We start from the raw sequence: 15816 nt of genomic DNA, 5'->3' as shown, positions 1-15816 counted from the left end.
CTGGACGGGACCGGTACGCTCCGGTCGTGACCGGATATCTCGGCTCCTACGCGACGCTCGGTCTGCTGCTGCTCGCCGCAGTGCTCTTCTTCGTGACGGCGTTCTCCGCGAACCGGGTGTTACGTCCGAGCCGGCCGGCCGAGCCGTGGGGCAAGCGGACCACGTACGAGTGCGGCATCGACCCGGTCGGCGGCGACTGGGCCCAGATGCAGATCCGGTACTACGTCTACGCGTATCTGTACGTGCTCTTCGCGGTCGAGGCGGTCTTCCTGTTCCCGTGGGCGCTGGTCTTCGACCGGCCCGGCTTCGGCGCCACCACCGTCGTGGAGATGGGCGTCTTCGTGGCGATCGTCGCGCTCGGCATCCTCTACGCGTGGCGGCGCGGCGTCCTGCGCTGGACCTGACCCGTCAGCTAGGCCAGCCCGCGCCGGGTCACCGCCGGCGGCCGGTCGCCCCGGATCGACGCCACCATGTCCAGCACCCGGCGGGTCTCGCGGACCTGGTGGGCGCGGAACACCCGGGCGCCGAGCCAGGCCGAGACCGCTGTCGCGGCGAGCGTCCCCTCCAGCCGCTCGGGCACCGGCAGGTCGAGCGTCTCGCCGATGAAGTCCTTGTTCGACAGGGCCACCAGCAGCGGCCAGCCGGTGCCGGTCAGCTCCGCCAGCCGCCGCGTGATCTCCAGCGAGTGCCGGGTGTTCTTGCCGAAGTCGTGCGCCGGGTCGATCAGGATGCCGTCCCGGCGCACACCCAGCCCGGCCGCGCGTTCGGCCAGCCCGGTCACGGTGCCGACCACGTCGGCCACCACGTCGTCGAAGGCGGCCCGGTGCGGCCGGGTACGCGGGGCGAGCCCGCCGGCGTGCGAGCAGACCAGCCCGGCGCCGGTCGCCGCGGCGACCCGGGCCAGTGCCGGGTCCGCCCCCGACCAGGTGTCGTTGAGCAGGTCCGCGCCGGCCGCGACCGCCTCCACGGCCACCTCCGCGCGCCAGGTGTCGATGGAGACGACCACGTCGGGGAAGGCGGACCGGACCGCCGCGATCGTGTCCACCGTCCGCCGGATCTCCTCGGCCACGTCCACCTCGTCGCCCGGCCCGGCCTTCACCCCGCCGATGTCGATGATCTCGGCGCCCTCGTCCACCGCGCGTTCCACCGCGCGCAGCGCGCTGTCCTGGGCGAAGGTGGCGCCCCGGTCGAAGAACGAATCCGGGGTGCGGTTGACGATCGCCATCACCACCAGCTCACCGGGGCCGAACGTCCGTCCGCCCAGCCGCAACGCCCCGGTCATGCCCGCCTCCTCGCCGCCGGACCGCACCGGCCGGTCCGACGCTATCCGGTCCCGCCCGCGCCACCCGCGCCGGTCCCGCGAGCCGCAGGCATTTGCCGACCGGACGTCCCGGAGGGCTCGCCCGATCCCGGCCCGCATGCCACGATCTGTGCATGGGTGAGGTTCTGCTCCTCTTGGTCGTCGCGCTGACCGTCGCGGCTGTGGTGTTCGGGGTGACGGTGCTCGTCTCCGGCAAGGACCCGGGACTCACCCCGGCCGAGCCGGACGGACGGGCCGTGCCCCTGCCCGGCAGCCGTCCGCTCGACGAGTCGGACGTGTCCGACGTCCGCTTCGACACGGCGCTGCGCGGTTACCGGATGAGCCAGGTCGACGCGGCGCTGCGCCGGGCGGCGTACGACATCGGCTACAAGACCGAGCTGATCGGCGTCCTGGAGGCGGAGAACGCGGCCCTGCGGGACGGGCGCACCGAGGACGCCGACGCGCTGCGCCGGGCGCGCGAGGAGGCCGCCGCGACCCGCCCCGAGACCCAGCAGACGCCCGGCCCGTCCACCCCGGAGCCGGTGGTGATCGACCTGTCCGCGCCCGAGCCGCCGGCCCGTACCGACGCCGACGGGCCACCGGAACGCGCCCCGGCCGAGGCGGGCGTGGCGGAGGCCCCCGCCTCCGCGGCGACCGAGGACACCGTCTCCCCGGCGAACGGGATCGCCGCCGGCCCGGACCGCGTCGACGACGACCGGGAGCGCGGCTCCGTGGTCCGCTCGGAGTCGGCGTGACCGGCGCCGACCGGGCGGCCGACGACTTCGCCGAGGCGTCCCGCCGCGGCGCCGCCGAGGTCACCGCCACGGTGATCGTCGAGGCTCCGGCCGACCGGGTGTTCGCCGCCCTCACCGCGTGGGAGCGGCAGTCGGACTGGATCCCGCTGACCCGGGTCCGGGTGGTCGAGGGCGACGGTGGCGAGGGCAGCCTGGTCGAGGCGGTCACCGCGCTCGGTCCGGCCGTGTTGCGCGACGAGATGCGGGTGGTCCGGGTCGACGCGCCGTACGAGGTCGGCGTGGTGCACTGCGGCAAGCTGCTGCGCGGCCCCGGCGTGCTGCGCTGCACCCCGATGGACCGTGACCGCACGCAGGTGGTCTGGCACGAGTGGTTCCACCTGCCGGGCGGGGCGGCCGGCCGGGTGGCGTGGCCGGTGCTCTGGCCCGGCTCGAAGTTCAGCCTCACCCAGGCGCTGAAGAAGTTCGCCCGGCTGGTCGAGCAGGGCCGCCTGCCCTGACGGCGGTCGGCGCGGCGGGCCTGTCGGTGGCCCGGCCTATCGTGGACGCCGTGACTGACCTGGTGACCGGCCCCGACGGGCGGCCGCGCTGCGCGTGGGGGGCGAGCACCCCCGACTACGCCGTCTACCACGACGAGGAGTGGGGCCGCCCGCTGCGCGGCGACGACGCGCTCTACGAACGGCTGACGCTGGAGGCGTTCCAGTCCGGCCTGTCCTGGCTGACCATCCTGCGTAAGCGGCAGGCGTTCCGGGACGCCTTCGCCGGCTTCCGGATCGAGTCGGTGGCCCGCTACGGCGACGCCGACGTGACCCGGCTGATGGCCGACGCCGGCATCGTCCGCAACCGCGCCAAGATCGAGGCGGCGGTCGCCAACGCCCGGGCCGCGTCGGAGCTGCCCGAGGGTCTCTCCGCGCTGCTCTGGTCCTTCGCGCCCCCGCCCCGGGCCGCGCGTCCCCGGTCCTTCGCCGAGGTGCCGGCCACCAGCCCGGAGTCAGTGGCGATGGCCAAGGCGCTCAAGAAGCGGGGCTTCCGGTTCGTCGGCCCCACGACCGCCTACGCGCTGATGCAGGCCACCGGCATGGTCGACGACCACCTGGCCGACTGCCACGTGAACGGTGACCGGGCCGGGGTGTGACGGAGCGCGCCACCTACGGCGTGATGGGATTGGGGCATGACCGACACCGAGCCGCGTACGAGCGGGACGACAGACGGTGCGACCACGACCGGAGCCTGGGCGGTGCTGCTGCCCGCCGAGCGCTTCGCAGCCGAGCGGCTGGTGCACCACGACCTGCTGGAGCTGACCGGGCTGTCCGAGGCGGCCCGCCCCCGGCCCGGTGACCGGGTGGCAGTGCTCGTCGACGAGCCGCTGCGCCTGGTCGCGCTCGGCCGGGTCGCGCTCGCGTCGTCCGAGACCCGGGAGGACCCGGACGATCCGCAGTCCGACGCGGTGGCCGGGTCGCTCGTGGTCGCGTACACCCGGCGGGTGCTCGACGAGCCGGTGCCGGTCGACGGCCCGGCGCCGGACGGCCCGGTCGTGGCGCTCGACCCGGCCCGCTGGCGGTCGCTGGCCGACCGGCTCGGCCCGCCGCCCGCCCGCAGCACCTGGCTGGTCAGCCTGGACCTGCCGATCGAGGCCGCGTCGCGCGCCGAGGCGGTACGGATCTTCTGGTCCTACGTGCAGGACCTGGGCCCGCGGGAGCTGCCGGCGTTCGTCTCGCCGTACGGCGACGAGCTGGCCATGCAGGCGTTCGTGCTCGGCGTCGAGGCCAACCAGGACCCGGAAGAGGACGACTGAATCCTCCCGGCGCGGCCGGCCCGGTCAGCGGCCCTCGAAGACCGGCTTCTGCTTGGCGACGAACGCCATCGTGGCGGCCCGGTGGTCGGCGGTGGCGCCGCAGATCGCCTGGGCCTGCGCCTCGGCGGCCAGCGCGTCCGCGAGCGTGCCCGCGTCGGCGATGGAGAGCTGACGCTTGATCGCCCCGTACGCGACGGTCGGGCCGGCGGCGAGCCGGGCGGCCAGTTCCTGCGCCGACGGGAGCACCTGCTCGTCGTCGTCCACCAGCCTGGTCAGCAGGCCCAGGCGGCAGGCATCCTCGGCACCGACCGGCTCGGCGAGCATCAGCAGCTCGACGGCCTTGGCGTGGCCGACCAGCCGGGGCAGCGTCCAGGAGGCGCCGGTGTCGGCGGCGAGGCCCACCCCGGCGAACGCCATCAGGAACCGGGTCTTCGGGCCGCCGATGCGGAAGTCGGCCAGGAACGTCAGCGAGGCGCCGGCCCCGGCGGCCATCCCGCGCACCGCGGCCACCACCGGCTTGGGCAGGTTGGCCAGCCGGGCGGCGATCGGATTGTAGTGCGCCCGCACGGTGCCCAGCGGGTCGGTCTCCGAGGTCTCCAGCGTCCGCACGTGCTCATGCAGGTCCTGCCCGGCGCTGAACGAGCCGCCCGCGCCGGCGAGCACGACCGCCCGGCAGGACCGGTCGGTCTCCAGCTCGGCCAGCGTGTCCCGGAGCGCCTCCTTGAGCGCCACGTCGAGCGAGTTCATCGCCGTCGGGCGGTTCAGCGTCAGGGTGACGACGGCGTCGGTGCGGTCGACGAGGAGCGGCTCGGTCACGTTCTAACGACCCTTCTGTCGGGCGAGGCGGTTGCCGGCGTCGAGGCACTGTTCGACGTACCGGTCGGCGGCCGGCCGGAGCCGGGCCGCGTGCCGGTCGAAGAAACTGGCCGCGCTGGTGCCCGGCCAGCGCTCGGGCAGCAGTGCCGGGGGCAGTTGCGGATCCCGGAACAGGAACGTACGCCATGCGTGCACGAGCCGGAACCGGGCCGCGTACGCGTCCTCGTCGCTGCTGCGGACCGTGACGCCGGAGAGCAGCGGCTTCTGCTCGGCGACGAACCGCTCGTACGCCCGCCCGATCTCGGCCAGGTCCCAGGCGCGGCGGACCACGCCCATGGCGCCGGGTGTGCCGGCCGCGTGGGCGGCGGTGAACCGCTCGTAGCGCACGCCCGCCTCGTCGAGCAGCAGGTCGACGTCCTCGCCCGGGCGGGTGGCCACCCAGGTGCAGTCGTCGAGCGTGCCGTAGCCGAGGAAGGCGAGGTTCGCGGCGAGCCGCTGCCGGTCCCGGCGGGAGGAGGGTGCGGTGAGCACCAGGAGGTCGAACCGTCCGTCCCAGCTGTGCCGTCCGGTCCGGTAGATCCGGGACGCCGCCTCGTCGAGTCGACGAGCCGCCTTCGGGGTGATCGAATATCCCGGTCCGGACGCGAGCCGGAGTGGTTCCAGCCAGCCCTGGCGGACCATCCGGGAGACCGCGGTGCGTACCGCCGGTGGGGCGATCCCGAGTGGGGCGAGTAGCTTGACCAGGGCGGCGACCGGTGCGCGGCCACCCCGGGCCCGGAGGTGGTCGCCGTACAGGTCGAAGAGTGCCGACCGTGCCTGCATGACCGCACATTGTGACAGGCCTATCCAAGATAAGCTAGATGCTGTTACATCAATGCTGCTTCGGTTTGGGTCCGGCGGTGTTCATCAGGGAAAATCGTCTGTCGAGCCTTCCGCGACGGTTGCGGATGGCGATGGCGAAGTGGCTGTGGGGCAACTCACCGACCCTGGTGTAGGTCTGAGGGGAGACAACATGGCGGCGATGAAGCCGCGGACGGGCGACGGTCCGCTGGAAGTCACCAAGGAGGGCCGGGGCATCGTCATGCGGGTCCCGCTGGAGGGTGGTGGCCGGCTCGTCGTCGAGATGACTCCCGACGAGGCCACCGCGCTCGGTGACGCGCTGAAGGCGGCTGCGGGCTGATTCGAGGAGTGTCCCGCGCGGCGTCCGCCGTGCGGGCGGTTCGTTCTACCCTGAGCCACCGGGATGCCCGGTGGCTCAGGGTATTTCCTCGACGGGTGCGTGATGGAATGCGCCCGTTCAACCCATTTCGGAGGTACGGTCCAGCGTGCTGGTCATTCGTCTGGTGAGTGGGCCCGCGGGGCCCGACGCTCTCGTCCTGCCCGTCCGTCCCGGAGGGTCGGACTCGCCGGAATATCCGGACCCGGTGATCTCGCCGGACTCCACGGCCCGACTGGTCCCGACCGCCGTGGCGCTCGACGCCGACATCCCGGCCGAGGCCGCCGCCGTCCTGCCCGCCACCCGGCTCACCGGCGCGGCCGGCGAGGTACGCGAGCACCTGCGTCCCGGCGGCTCCCCGGCCCGGCTGTGGCTGCTGGGCGTCGGCGGCGGCGACGAGCGCGACTGGCGCACCGCCGGAGCGGCTCTGGCCCGCGCGGCGAAGGATGAGACGCAGATCACCATCGCGCTTCCCGCCGAGGCGACGGCGGCACTGCGCGGCCTCGCCGAAGGGCTGCTGCTCGGCTCTTACCGCTTCCGTCTCACCGAGGCCGGCAGGCGTCCCGCCCTGGCCGAGGTGTCGGTCCTCGTCGACGACCCGGACGCTCTCGCCGGCACGCTCGACGCCGCCCGGGCCACCGCCGAGACGACCCGGCTCGCCCGCGACCTGACCAACATGCCGTCGTCCACCAAGAACCCGGAGTGGTTCGCCGCGCAGGTGGCCGAGGCCGTGTCCGGGCGCTCCGACCTGCACCTGCGGGTACGCGGCCCGGAGGAGCTGGCGGCCGAGGGCTTCGGCGGCCTGCTGGCCGTCGGCGGCGGCTCCGCGAGCGGCCCGCGCCTGGTGGAGCTGGACTGGCGGCCGGAGGGCGCCCGGACCCACGTCGTGCTCGTCGGCAAGGGCATCACCTTCGACACCGGCGGCATCTCGATCAAGCCGGTGCCGGCCATGAAGCTCATGCGCAAGGACATGGCCGGTGCCGCCGCAGTGATCGCCGCGACGCTCGGCGCCGCGGAACTGCGCCTGCCGGTCCGGGTCACCACGCTCGCCCCGCTCGCCGAGAACATGGTCAGCGGCGCGGCGTTCCGCCCCGGCGACGTGATCCGGCACTACGGCGGACTGACCAGCGAGAGCACCAACTCCGACGCCGAGGGCCGGCTGGTGCTCGCCGACGCGCTGGCGTACGCGGTCCGCGAGCTGAAGCCCGACCTGCTGATCGACCTGGCGACGCTGACCGGCGCGAACGCCGTGGCCCTCGGCAAGCGGCACGCCGCGCTCTACAGCGAGAACGACGCGCTCGCGGCCGGCCTGCTCGACGCGATCACCGCGGCGGGCGAGCGGGCCTGGCGGATGCCGCTCGCGGACGACTACGTCGAATACCTGGCCAGCGAGATCGCCGACCTGCACAGCTCCCCGGCGCAGGGGGCCGGCTCGGTGGTCGCCGCGCTGTTCCTGCGGGAGTTCACCGGCGACCTGCGGGACAGGTGGGCGCACCTGGACATGTCCGCGCCGTCGTGGTCCGACGACACGCACGGCGAGCTGGTCAAGGGCGCCACCGGCTGGGGCGTGCGCGGGCTGCTGCGCTGGCTCGCGACGCTGGGCTGAATCGGGCGTGCAGGAGCACGGTGGGCTGAATCGGGCGTGCAGGGGCACGCTGGGCTGAATCCGGCCGGTCAGGCCTTCACGGCGGCGAGCAGGCCGTGGCCGACCGGCAGCAGCGCGGGCACCCAGTGCTCCGACTCGCGGATCGCCTTGATGGTCTCCCGCACGGTGACCGTCTCGACGTCCCGCGCGGCCGGGTCGCCGATCCGGCCGGCCGCCAGCGCGCCGTTGAGCGCGAGCACCCCGCCGGGGCGCAGCAGCCGCAGCGCCGCGTCCACGTACGCGGCGAAGCCGGTCGACACCGCGTCCACGAACACCAGGTCGTAGGCGCCGTCCGCGAGCCGCGGCAGCACGTCGAGGGCCCGGCCGGTGATGATCCGGGTACGCCCCGACGGGAAGCCCGCCTCCTGGAACAGCCGCCGGGCGATGCGCTGGTATTCGACCTCGACGTCGATCGTGGTGAGCACGCCGTCGGGGCGCATGCCGCGCAGCAGCCACACGCCGCTCACCCCGGTGCCGGTGCCGATCTCCACCACGGCGCGGGCGTTGCCAGCGGCGGCGAGCAGCCGCAGGGCGGCGCCCGACCCGGGCGTGACCGCCTCCACCCCCACCTCGTGGGCGAGGGCGCGGGCCGTGCGCAGCACGAGATCCTCGGTGACGAAAGACTCGGCGAAGTGGAGCGCCTGGGCCGTCGAACTGCCGTGACCGGCGACCGTGGCGATGGGACACCTCCGAGGGGCGGACTGGTGCGAGGGGCGGTATGCACTGTGAGCGTAGAGGCGGGCCGGTACCGGCGCAGCCGCGAGTCCGACGTGGGGTGCTCACGGAGGGCAACCCCTGACCCCGTTCGCGCCATCCGTGTAATCCTGGAGGTGTCCCGCGCGTCACTGTCGTCCGGCTCCGCCGGCCGTCGGCGCGGGGCCAGCGGGACGAGTGGGAGGCACCGACGTGACCGACGGCTGGGACTGGCGGCGGCCGGGCGGATCGCCGGCACCGGGTGGGCCGGCGTCCGGACGACCGCCGCAGGACGCCCCGGGTCAGGCGACGTCGCCGTGGTGGTCCGACGCGCTGGCCGACCCGTGGCGAGACCCGTACGCACCCGCTGCGGTGGTGGTGCCGGCGGCGCCGACGCCCGGGGCGGGGGAGCCGGAACCGGTCACCGACCCGGATCTGCCGGCCCGGCCGGGGATGCGCCAGGTGGTGCTGATCTCCCTGGTCACGGCGCTGCTGGCCGGTTCGCTCGGCAGCGCCCTGACGTACGCACTCCTGCGCGGCGGTGACGTGCCGACGATCGGCGCACAGAGCGGGCAGGCCCCGGCGCTGGCCCAGCGCAAGCCCGAGTCACTGGCCGGGGTCGCCGAGCGGGTCCTGCCCAGCGTGGTCACGATCCGGGTGGTCAGCCTCGGCGGCACCAGCGAGGGCTCCGGCTTCGTGGCGACCAGCGAGGGCCACATCGTCACGAACGACCACGTGGTCGCCGACGGGACCGGCAGGGCCACAGTCGTGTTCAACGACGGCAGCACCGCCGCCGGCACCGTGGTCGGGCAGGACCCGGAGTCGGACCTCGCCGTGATCAAGGTCTCGCGCGGCGGGCTGACGCCGGTGCGGTTCGGCGACTCCGACGCGCTCGCGGTCGGTGACCCGGTGCTCGCCATCGGGTCACCGTTGTCGCTCGCCAACACCGTCACCGCCGGAATCGTGAGCGCGCTGGACCGGACCATGCAGGCCGGCGAGCCGGGCGGGCCGACGCGCTACTACGCGGCGATCCAGACCGACGCGGCGGTGAACCACGGCAACTCCGGCGGCCCGCTCGTGGACGGCGCCGGGCGGGTGGTCGGGGTGAACTCGACGATCAAGTCGCTGGTGGCCGACGGGCAGGAGGCGGGCAACATCGGCCTCGCGTTCGCCATCCCGATCAACCAGGCGAAGCGGATCGCCGAGGACATCATCGGCACCGGCAAGGCCCGGCGTACCGTGATCGGCGCCCAGGTGGGCGGCACCGGCGCCACCGGCGGCGGGGTACGCCTCAACGCGGTCGAGCCGGCCGGCCCGGCGGCGGCGGCCGGACTGCGTACCGGGGACGTGGTGCTCCGGCTGAACCGGCACCCGATGACCGATCCGACCGACCTGGTGGCCCTGGTGCGCAAGTACGCGCCCGGTTCGGTGGTGACTGTCGAGTACCGGCGCGGGTCGTCGCGGCAGAACGCGTCGGTGACGCTCGCCGCGGATGCGAAGTGAGGACCGGTCACCCCCTCCCCGAGGGTCACCCGACGTGCGTAGTCTTGCCCTGACACGGACGAGGAGGCCGCGGTGTTCGAGAACCTGAACTGGTGGGAGATCGGCGTCCTGCTGCTCCTGGCGCTGTTGATCTTCGGTGATCGGCTGCCCAATGTGATCAACGACGGCCTCCGGATGGTCCGCAACCTGCGCAACATGGCGCACAACGCCACCGGTGACCTGAGCCGCGAGCTGGGCACGGACATCCAGCTGGAGGATCTGCACCCCAAGGCGTTCATCCGCAAGCACCTGCTCAGCGAGGACGACGAGCAGGCGATCCGCAAGCCGCTCCAGAGCATGTACGACAACCTGCGCTCGGATGTCACAGGCGTGCACGACGAGCTGAAGGACGTGGCAAAGGCGGCCGACCTGCGCACCCCCGGCGTGGCCACCAGCACCCCCGCCCCCACCCCACCGGCCCCCCGCCTGTCCTACGACGACGCCACCTGACGCCGCCCCTCGCCCCGCTTGCGCCGTCGGAAACGGGGCCGCCCCCACCCCGCGCGCGGCGGGAAGGGGGCGGTGGGGAGGGGCGGGTGGGCTCTAGCGGCCGGCGGGCTTGAGGCCCAGGGGCTTGCCGAGCAGCGACTCGCGGCGGACGGCCAGCCGGTCGGCGACCTGGAACAGGGCCTTCGCGGCCGGAGCGTCCGGCTGCGCCAGCACGATCGGCTGACCGGCGTCGCCGCCCTCGCGTACCCGGGTGTCCAACGGGATCTGCCCCAGCACCGGCACCTGCGCACCGATCGTCCGGGTCAGCGACTCGGCCACGGCCGCGCCGCCACCGGACCCGAAGACCTCCATCCGGGAGCCGTCCGGCATCTCCAGCCAGGACATGTTCTCGATCACACCGACCACCCGCTGGTGGGTCTGCAACGCGATCGCGCCGGCCCGCTCCGCCACCTCGGCGGCGGCCGCCTGTGGCGTGGTGACTACCAGGATCTCCGCGTTCGGCAGCAACTGGGCCACCGAGATCGCGATGTCGCCGGTGCCCGGCGGCAGGTCGAGCAGGAGGACGTCCAGGTCACCCCAGTAGACGTCGGCGAGGAACTGCTGAAGCGCCCGGTGCAGCATCGGCCCGCGCCAGACCACAGCGGCGTTGCCGGGGGTGAACATGCCGATCGAGATGACCTTCACGCCGTGCGACTGCGGCGGCATGATCATGTCCTCGACGCGGGTCGGCGCGCCGTCGGCACCGAGCATCCGGGGCACCGAGTGGCCGTAGATGTCCGCGTCCACCACACCCACCGACAGGCCGCGCGAGGCCAGCGCCGCGGCCAGGTTGACGGTGACGCTGGACTTGCCGACACCGCCCTTGCCGCTGGCGACCGCGTAGACGCGGGTCCGCGAGCCCGGCTGGGCGAACGGGATCACCGGCTCGGCGGTGGCGCCGCCACCGCGCAGCTTCGACTGGAGCTCCTGGCGCTGCTCCGGGCTCATCACACCGAAGGTGATCTCCACGCCGCTCACACCGGGCACGGCGGCCACGGCGGCGGTGATGTCACTGCGCAGCTTGTCCTTCAGCGGGCAGCCGGCCACGGTGAGCAGCAGCTCCACCCGGACCACGCCGTCCTCGCCGCGCTCGGCGGACTGGACCATGCCGAGTTCGGTGATCGGCCGGCGGATCTCCGGGTCGTTGACGGTGGCCAGGGCGGCCTGGATCGCGTCGGAGACGGTGCTGACGGGTGCTGACATGCCCGCAATGCTACGTCGCGGGTCATCGGCCACCGGCGCTGGCGGGGGCGGTGTGAGCGATTCGATGGCCGGTCAGGCGTCGCGCCGGCCGTCCCGCGCGTAGTCACTGTCCAGCTCGTCCCGGGGCTCGTCCAGCGGCTCGCCGCCCGCCCGCCGGCCCGCACGCTCCTGCTGCCGCCGCTCCAGCTTGCGCCGCCGCTCGGCCGCCTCGTCCAGTTCCTCACCCAGCCGGGTCAGCTCCGAGCGCAGGAAGTCCCGGGTCGCCACGTCTCCCATCGCGATCCGCAGCGCGGCGATCTCCCGGGCCAGGTACTCCGTGTCGGCCTTCTGGAGCGTGGCCCGCCGCCGGTCCTCGTCCAGCGCGATCCGGTCCCGGTCCGCCTGCCGGTTCTGCGCGAGCAGGATCAACGGCGCCGCGTACGACGCCTGCAGCGAGAGGATCAAGGTCAAGAACGTGAAGGTGTACGGGTCGAAGCGCAGATCCGCCGGCGCCAGCGTGTTCCACAGGAACCAGGCCACCAGGATCAGCGTCATGTAGACGAGGAAGTTCGCCGTACCCATGCCCCGGGCGATGCCCTCGGCCCAGCGGCCGAACGTCTCCGCGTCGACCCGCGGCAGGTGCAGGCTCCGCGGGGCGCGCGGCTGGTCGAGCCGGTCGCCGCGTCGCTGGTCACTCATCGTCGCCGTCCAGGGTGCCGTCGTCGGTGGCGGACGAGGTGGAGGCCGCGTCCCGGTCCCGCCAGTCCCGCGGCAGGGAATGGTCCAGCACGTCGTCCACGGTCACCGCGCCGACCAACCGGTTGTTCCGGTCCACCACCGGCATGCCGACCATGTCGTACGTGGCCATCCGGCGGGTGATCTCGGGCAGCGGGGTCGACGTGCGCAGCGGGTCGATGTCGTTCACCACGATGCCGCCGAGCAGGTCGGCCGGCGGTTCGCGGAGCAACCGCTGGAAGTGCACCATACCCAGGTAGCGGCCGGTCGGCGTGGTCAGCGGGGCACGGGCCACGAAAACCTGGGCCGCCACCGCCGGGGACAGCTGCGCCTCCCGGATCCGGGCGAGCGCCTCGGCCACCGTGGCGTCAGGCGGCAGGATCACCGGTTCCGAGGTCATCACGCTGCCGGCCGTGCCGGAGGCGTAGCGCAGCAACTGGCGTACCGGGTCGGCCTCGTCCGGCTCCATCAGGTCCAGCAGCACGTCCTGCTCCGGCGGAGGCAGCTCGTTGAGCAGGTCGGCCGCGTCGTCCGGCTCCATCTCCTCCAGCACGTCGGCGGCGCGCTGGCGGTCCAGCGCGGCCAGGATCTCCACCTGGTCGTGCTCGGGCAGCTCGCTCAGCACGTCGGCCAGGCGCTCGTCGTCGAGCGCGGCGGCCACCTCGTTGCGCCGGGCGTCGGGCAGATCCTGGAGGGCGTTCGCCAGGTCGGCCGGACGCATGTCCTCCAGGACGGCGAGCAGGTTCGCCGTACCCCGGTTGTCGCCGACCGCGCCCAGCCCGCGGACCCGGTCCCAGTCGACCTGGTGGAGGTTGCCGCGACGGGTGAGCCGGCCGGTGTGCTCGCGCACGGCGACGCGGCTCAGCGACCACTCGCCGCCGCGGCTGCACTCCATCGCCACGTCCACCACCGAGCCGGCCCGCCCGCTGTCGAGCTGGACCCGGCGGTCCAGCAGCTCCTGGAGCACCAGCAACTCGTTCGGACGCTTCTCGAACCGGCGCAGGTTGAGCGTGCCGCTGCCGAGCACCACCGCGTCCGGATCGATGGAGGTGATCCGGTTGATGGACAGGAAGATGCGCCGCCGCATCGGCATCTCGGCGACCAGACCGACCACCTCCGGCGGTCGCTGGGTCGCGCGCATCCGGGCCACCGCGTCGCGGACGCGGCCGACCTGGTCGCCGTTCGGGTCGAAAACGGCGACTCCGGCGAGTCGAGCGAGGTAGACCCGGTTCGGCGTGCTCACGGCCACCAGCCTAAGGGCCTACTCTCTAACAACATGTCGACCTTGGGCTACGAGATCGTGGACGTCTTCACCGACCGCCCGTTCGCCGGCAACCCGCTGGCCGTGGTGTTCGGCGCGGAAGGGCTGGCCACCGAGCAGATGCAGGCGCTCGCGCTGGAGTTCAACCTGTCCGAGACGGTCTTCGTGCTGCCGCCGACGCAGGTGGGCGCCACCTACCGGGCCCGGATCTTCACCCCGGCCGACGAGCTTCCCTTCGCCGGCCACCCGAGCGTCGGCGCCGCGGTGACCGCGAGCCGGCGCGGCGTCTTCGACGCGGGCCGGGTCACCCAGGAGTGCGGCGCCGGCGTCCTGCCGATCGAGGTCACCGCCACCGGCGCGACGCTCACCGGCGGCACACCCACGCTCGGCCCGGAACTCGACCCGGAGCCGCTGCTGGAGATGGTCGGCCTCACCGGCACCGACCACGTCGGCCCGCCACCGCGCGTCGCCGGGTGCGGCCTCGAATTCCCCTACCTTCCGGTACGCCCGGACGCGGTGGCCCGGGCACTGTTGAACACGACTGCGGCGCAGCGGTACGGAGTGGAGCATGTCAGCCTCTTCTCCTGGGAGCCCGGTTCGCAAACCGCGCACGCCCGGGTCTTCGTGCCGGGGCTCGGCGTGCCGGAGGACCCGGCGACCGGTTCGGCCGCTCTGGGACTGGGTGTGTGGCTGGTCGCCAGCGGCCTGCTGCCCGGCGACGGGCGCTCCACGTACACGGTCCGGCAGGGCATCGAGATCAACCGCCCGTCGACGCTCGACTGCACGGTGACGGCGTCCGGCGGGCTGGCGGTGGGCGCGACCGTGTCCGGCAAGGTCATGCCGGTGGCCCGAGGCGAGATCACCGTCCCCCCGTTCATCGGCTGACCCGAGCCCCCGCCCCCGCCCCACCCCCACCCCCGCCCTCGCCCCCGCCCCCACCCCAACGCCCGGTGATCAAGGAGTTTGTGTCGGCGGAGAGGCCGCTGGAGGACACAAACTCCTTGATCACACCGCAATGGGCAGGGCGCTGCGGGGCGGGGATGGGGGAGGATGGCGGGGTGAGTGACGAGGTGGACGAGCGGGTGACGCCGCCGCTTGTGGACGAGGCGGTGAAGAAGGCCGCGGTCTGCTGGGTGAGCACCGGCGGCGGTCCGGCGTACGCGCTGTGGTGCCTGCCGCTTGAGGGCACCCTGCTCGTGGTCACCGGCCCCGGTGAGCAGACCGCACCCGGGCTGGCCGACAGCGACACGGCCGACGTGACGCTGCGCGGCGACCACGGCGGGCGGATCGTCACCTGGCCGGCGCGGGTGACCCGGCTGCGACCGGGCACCGACGAGTGGGACACCGCCGCGCCGCTGGTCGCGGCGAAGCGGCTGAACGCCTCCGGCTCCGCCGCCGAGCTGGTGGAGCGGTGGGCGGCGCAGGGGTGCGCGCTCAACCGGCTCGCGCCCGACGGCACCGCTGTCACCGGCGCCGACCTGCCGGACGGCTCGCTGAGCGAGCAGCCCCGGCCGACTCCTGCGGTACGGGCCGCCCGCAAGCCGTTCCGCCTGCACCGTGTCCGCCGCCGCTGACGCGAACCCGTCGACGAGCCGGATCAGGCGACGGGGACCGGGTCGAGCAGGTCGAGCACGCCCGTCAGCGAGGTCAGCGACGGCCCGTCGAAGTCGTGGTCGGCGTTGAGGACCAGGTGGTCGGCGAGATCCGGTGCGGCCAGCCGGACCGCGCTCAGCCCCGCCCGTTCCGCGCCGGTGAGTTCCTGGCTGTCGCCGTCGCCGACGTAGAGGCAGTCGGCGGGGGCCTGACCGAGGCGGTGACACGCGGCCAGGTAGAGCGCCGGGTCCGGTTTGCAGCGCCCGAGGCGTACCGAGAAGACCTGAGCGTCGAGCAGCGGCGCGACGGCGAGCTGCGGCAGGAAGGCGGGTAGTTCGTGCGTGCAGTCGCTGACCAGCCCGGTGCGGACGCCCCGGTGCCGCAACGCGGCCAGCACCGGCACCGCCTCGGCCCGTAGCCGGGTGTCGGCGCGTACTGCTCGGTGCCGGGCGGCGACGGCGGCGCGCACGGTCGCGTCGGACGGGTGGACGCCGAGCCGGGCGCACAGCCAGCGCATCGTCGACTCGGCGTTCCCGAAGGAGCCGCTCGCCCGCTCGGCGAAGCTGCTGTCCAGCACCTCCGTCAGGGCCTCGGCGGAGCAGCCGAGCATGTCGGCGGTGGCGCGGTGGGCGGCTCCGCGCCGCACACAGTGGGTCAGGGTGCCGAAGAAGTCGAACAGCACCGCCTGGAACTTGGGCATGAGGGAACGACTCCGGACGTCGAGGGGGGATCGCCGGGACGCGCATGATCGTAACGGAGTGCTGACGGTCCGTGTCGGCCGGGTGTTCGTGTGAGGA

The 15816-nt window shown here is 73.8% G+C and carries 19 protein-coding genes; 11 read left to right on the top strand and 8 right to left on the bottom strand.

Annotation, left to right across the window (positions count from 1 at the left end):
• Positions 1-26: 26 nt before the first annotated feature.
• On the top strand, positions 27-404 hold the full coding sequence (locus GA0070215_RS22935) for an NADH-quinone oxidoreductase subunit A (RefSeq protein ID WP_018788942.1): 378 nt from the start codon (positions 27-29) through the stop codon (positions 402-404).
• Positions 405-412: 8 nt separating this feature from the next.
• On the opposite strand, the gene folP is transcribed toward GA0070215_RS22935, so the two are convergent.
• Positions 413-1282, bottom strand: coding sequence for a dihydropteroate synthase (folP, locus tag GA0070215_RS22930; RefSeq protein ID WP_091049656.1), 870 nt, complete (start codon positions 1280-1282; stop codon positions 413-415).
• Positions 1283-1434: 152 nt separating this feature from the next.
• Between folP and GA0070215_RS22925 the strand changes: the two genes are divergently transcribed.
• From GA0070215_RS22925 to GA0070215_RS22910, 4 genes are read left to right on the top strand one after another with little or no spacing between them, the layout of a single operon-like run.
• On the top strand, positions 1435-2055 hold the full coding sequence (locus tag GA0070215_RS22925) for a DivIVA domain-containing protein (protein WP_091049605.1): 621 nt from the start codon (positions 1435-1437) through the stop codon (positions 2053-2055).
• Positions 2052-2552, top strand: coding sequence for an SRPBCC family protein (locus tag GA0070215_RS22920; RefSeq protein ID WP_018788945.1), 501 nt, complete (start codon positions 2052-2054; stop codon positions 2550-2552). Before GA0070215_RS22925 ends, GA0070215_RS22920 begins: the two co-directional genes overlap by 4 nt.
• Positions 2553-2602: 50 nt before the next feature.
• On the top strand, positions 2603-3187 hold the full coding sequence (locus tag GA0070215_RS22915; protein WP_167361550.1) for a DNA-3-methyladenine glycosylase I: 585 nt from the start codon (positions 2603-2605) through the stop codon (positions 3185-3187).
• Between the two features lie 36 nt (positions 3188-3223).
• Complete coding sequence (locus GA0070215_RS22910) at positions 3224-3847, top strand: hypothetical protein (RefSeq protein WP_018788947.1); 624 nt, start codon at positions 3224-3226, stop codon at positions 3845-3847.
• Positions 3848-3871: 24 nt separating this feature from the next.
• On the opposite strand, the gene GA0070215_RS22905 is transcribed toward GA0070215_RS22910, so the two are convergent.
• Together GA0070215_RS22905 and GA0070215_RS22900 are read right to left on the bottom strand one after the other, a co-directional pair.
• The gene (locus GA0070215_RS22905; RefSeq protein ID WP_018788948.1) at positions 3872-4663 is read right to left on the bottom strand and encodes an enoyl-CoA hydratase-related protein; all 792 of its coding nucleotides are present in this window, start codon (positions 4661-4663) and stop codon (positions 3872-3874) included.
• Between the two features lie 3 nt (positions 4664-4666).
• Positions 4667-5485, bottom strand: a complete 819-nt coding sequence (locus GA0070215_RS22900; RefSeq protein ID WP_018788949.1) for a PaaX family transcriptional regulator — start codon at positions 5483-5485, stop codon at positions 4667-4669.
• A gap of 190 nt (positions 5486-5675) precedes the next feature.
• Between GA0070215_RS22900 and GA0070215_RS22895 the strand changes: the two genes are divergently transcribed.
• On the top strand, positions 5676-5843 hold the full coding sequence (locus tag GA0070215_RS22895; protein WP_013283866.1) for a DUF3117 domain-containing protein: 168 nt from the start codon (positions 5676-5678) through the stop codon (positions 5841-5843).
• 145 nt (positions 5844-5988) lie between these two features.
• The gene (locus tag GA0070215_RS22890) at positions 5989-7485 is read left to right on the top strand and encodes a leucyl aminopeptidase family protein (protein WP_091049597.1); all 1497 of its coding nucleotides are present in this window, start codon (positions 5989-5991) and stop codon (positions 7483-7485) included.
• 68 nt (positions 7486-7553) lie between these two features.
• Here GA0070215_RS22890 and GA0070215_RS22885 read toward each other — a convergent pair whose 3' ends face one another.
• Positions 7554-8204 carry an O-methyltransferase gene (locus GA0070215_RS22885; RefSeq protein WP_081636063.1) on the bottom strand — a complete coding sequence of 217 codons (651 nt, stop codon included), beginning with the start codon at positions 8202-8204 and terminating at the stop codon, positions 7554-7556.
• A 211-nt stretch (positions 8205-8415) separates the two neighbouring features.
• Here GA0070215_RS22885 and GA0070215_RS22880 point away from each other — a divergent pair, with 211 nt between their 5' ends.
• Positions 8416-9720: a S1C family serine protease gene (locus tag GA0070215_RS22880; protein ID WP_208600406.1), complete on the top strand. Its 1305-nt coding sequence runs from the start codon at positions 8416-8418 to the stop codon at positions 9718-9720.
• A gap of 72 nt (positions 9721-9792) precedes the next feature.
• Positions 9793-10209, top strand: coding sequence for a twin-arginine translocase TatA/TatE family subunit (locus GA0070215_RS22875; RefSeq protein ID WP_091049593.1), 417 nt, complete (start codon positions 9793-9795; stop codon positions 10207-10209).
• Between the two features lie 93 nt (positions 10210-10302).
• Here the strand turns inward: GA0070215_RS22875 and GA0070215_RS22870 are convergent, their stop codons facing one another.
• The 3 genes from GA0070215_RS22870 to GA0070215_RS22860 all read right to left on the bottom strand — a co-directional run bounded on the left by GA0070215_RS22870 (position 10303) and on the right by GA0070215_RS22860 (position 13408).
• Entirely contained in the window at positions 10303-11451 is a 1149-nt protein-coding gene (locus GA0070215_RS22870; protein WP_018788954.1) for an Mrp/NBP35 family ATP-binding protein, read from the bottom strand.
• A 72-nt stretch (positions 11452-11523) separates the two neighbouring features.
• Positions 11524-12129 (bottom strand): DUF1003 domain-containing protein, encoded by a 606-nt coding sequence (locus GA0070215_RS22865; protein WP_018788955.1) that lies wholly within the window; start codon positions 12127-12129, stop codon positions 11524-11526.
• Complete coding sequence (locus tag GA0070215_RS22860) at positions 12122-13408, bottom strand: magnesium transporter MgtE N-terminal domain-containing protein (protein ID WP_026268729.1); 1287 nt, start codon at positions 13406-13408, stop codon at positions 12122-12124. Before GA0070215_RS22860 ends, GA0070215_RS22865 begins: the two co-directional genes overlap by 8 nt.
• A gap of 33 nt (positions 13409-13441) precedes the next feature.
• Here GA0070215_RS22860 and GA0070215_RS22855 point away from each other — a divergent pair, with 33 nt between their 5' ends.
• On the top strand, positions 13442-14311 hold the full coding sequence (locus GA0070215_RS22855; protein WP_026268730.1) for a PhzF family phenazine biosynthesis protein: 870 nt from the start codon (positions 13442-13444) through the stop codon (positions 14309-14311).
• Positions 14312-14466: 155 nt separating this feature from the next.
• On the top strand, positions 14467-15000 hold the full coding sequence (locus tag GA0070215_RS22850) for a hypothetical protein (RefSeq protein ID WP_208600405.1): 534 nt from the start codon (positions 14467-14469) through the stop codon (positions 14998-15000).
• A gap of 23 nt (positions 15001-15023) precedes the next feature.
• On the opposite strand, the gene GA0070215_RS22845 is transcribed toward GA0070215_RS22850, so the two are convergent.
• Entirely contained in the window at positions 15024-15719 is a 696-nt protein-coding gene (locus GA0070215_RS22845) for an HAD family hydrolase (protein ID WP_091049590.1), read from the bottom strand.
• Between the last annotated feature and the right edge of the window lie 97 nt (positions 15720-15816).

Source organism: Micromonospora marina (assembly GCF_900091565.1).
Taxonomy (GTDB): Bacteria; Actinomycetota; Actinomycetes; order Mycobacteriales; family Micromonosporaceae; genus Micromonospora; species Micromonospora marina.
The sequence above is the reverse complement of the archived record's forward strand: the minus strand, read 5'-3'. Positions and strand labels throughout refer to the sequence as shown.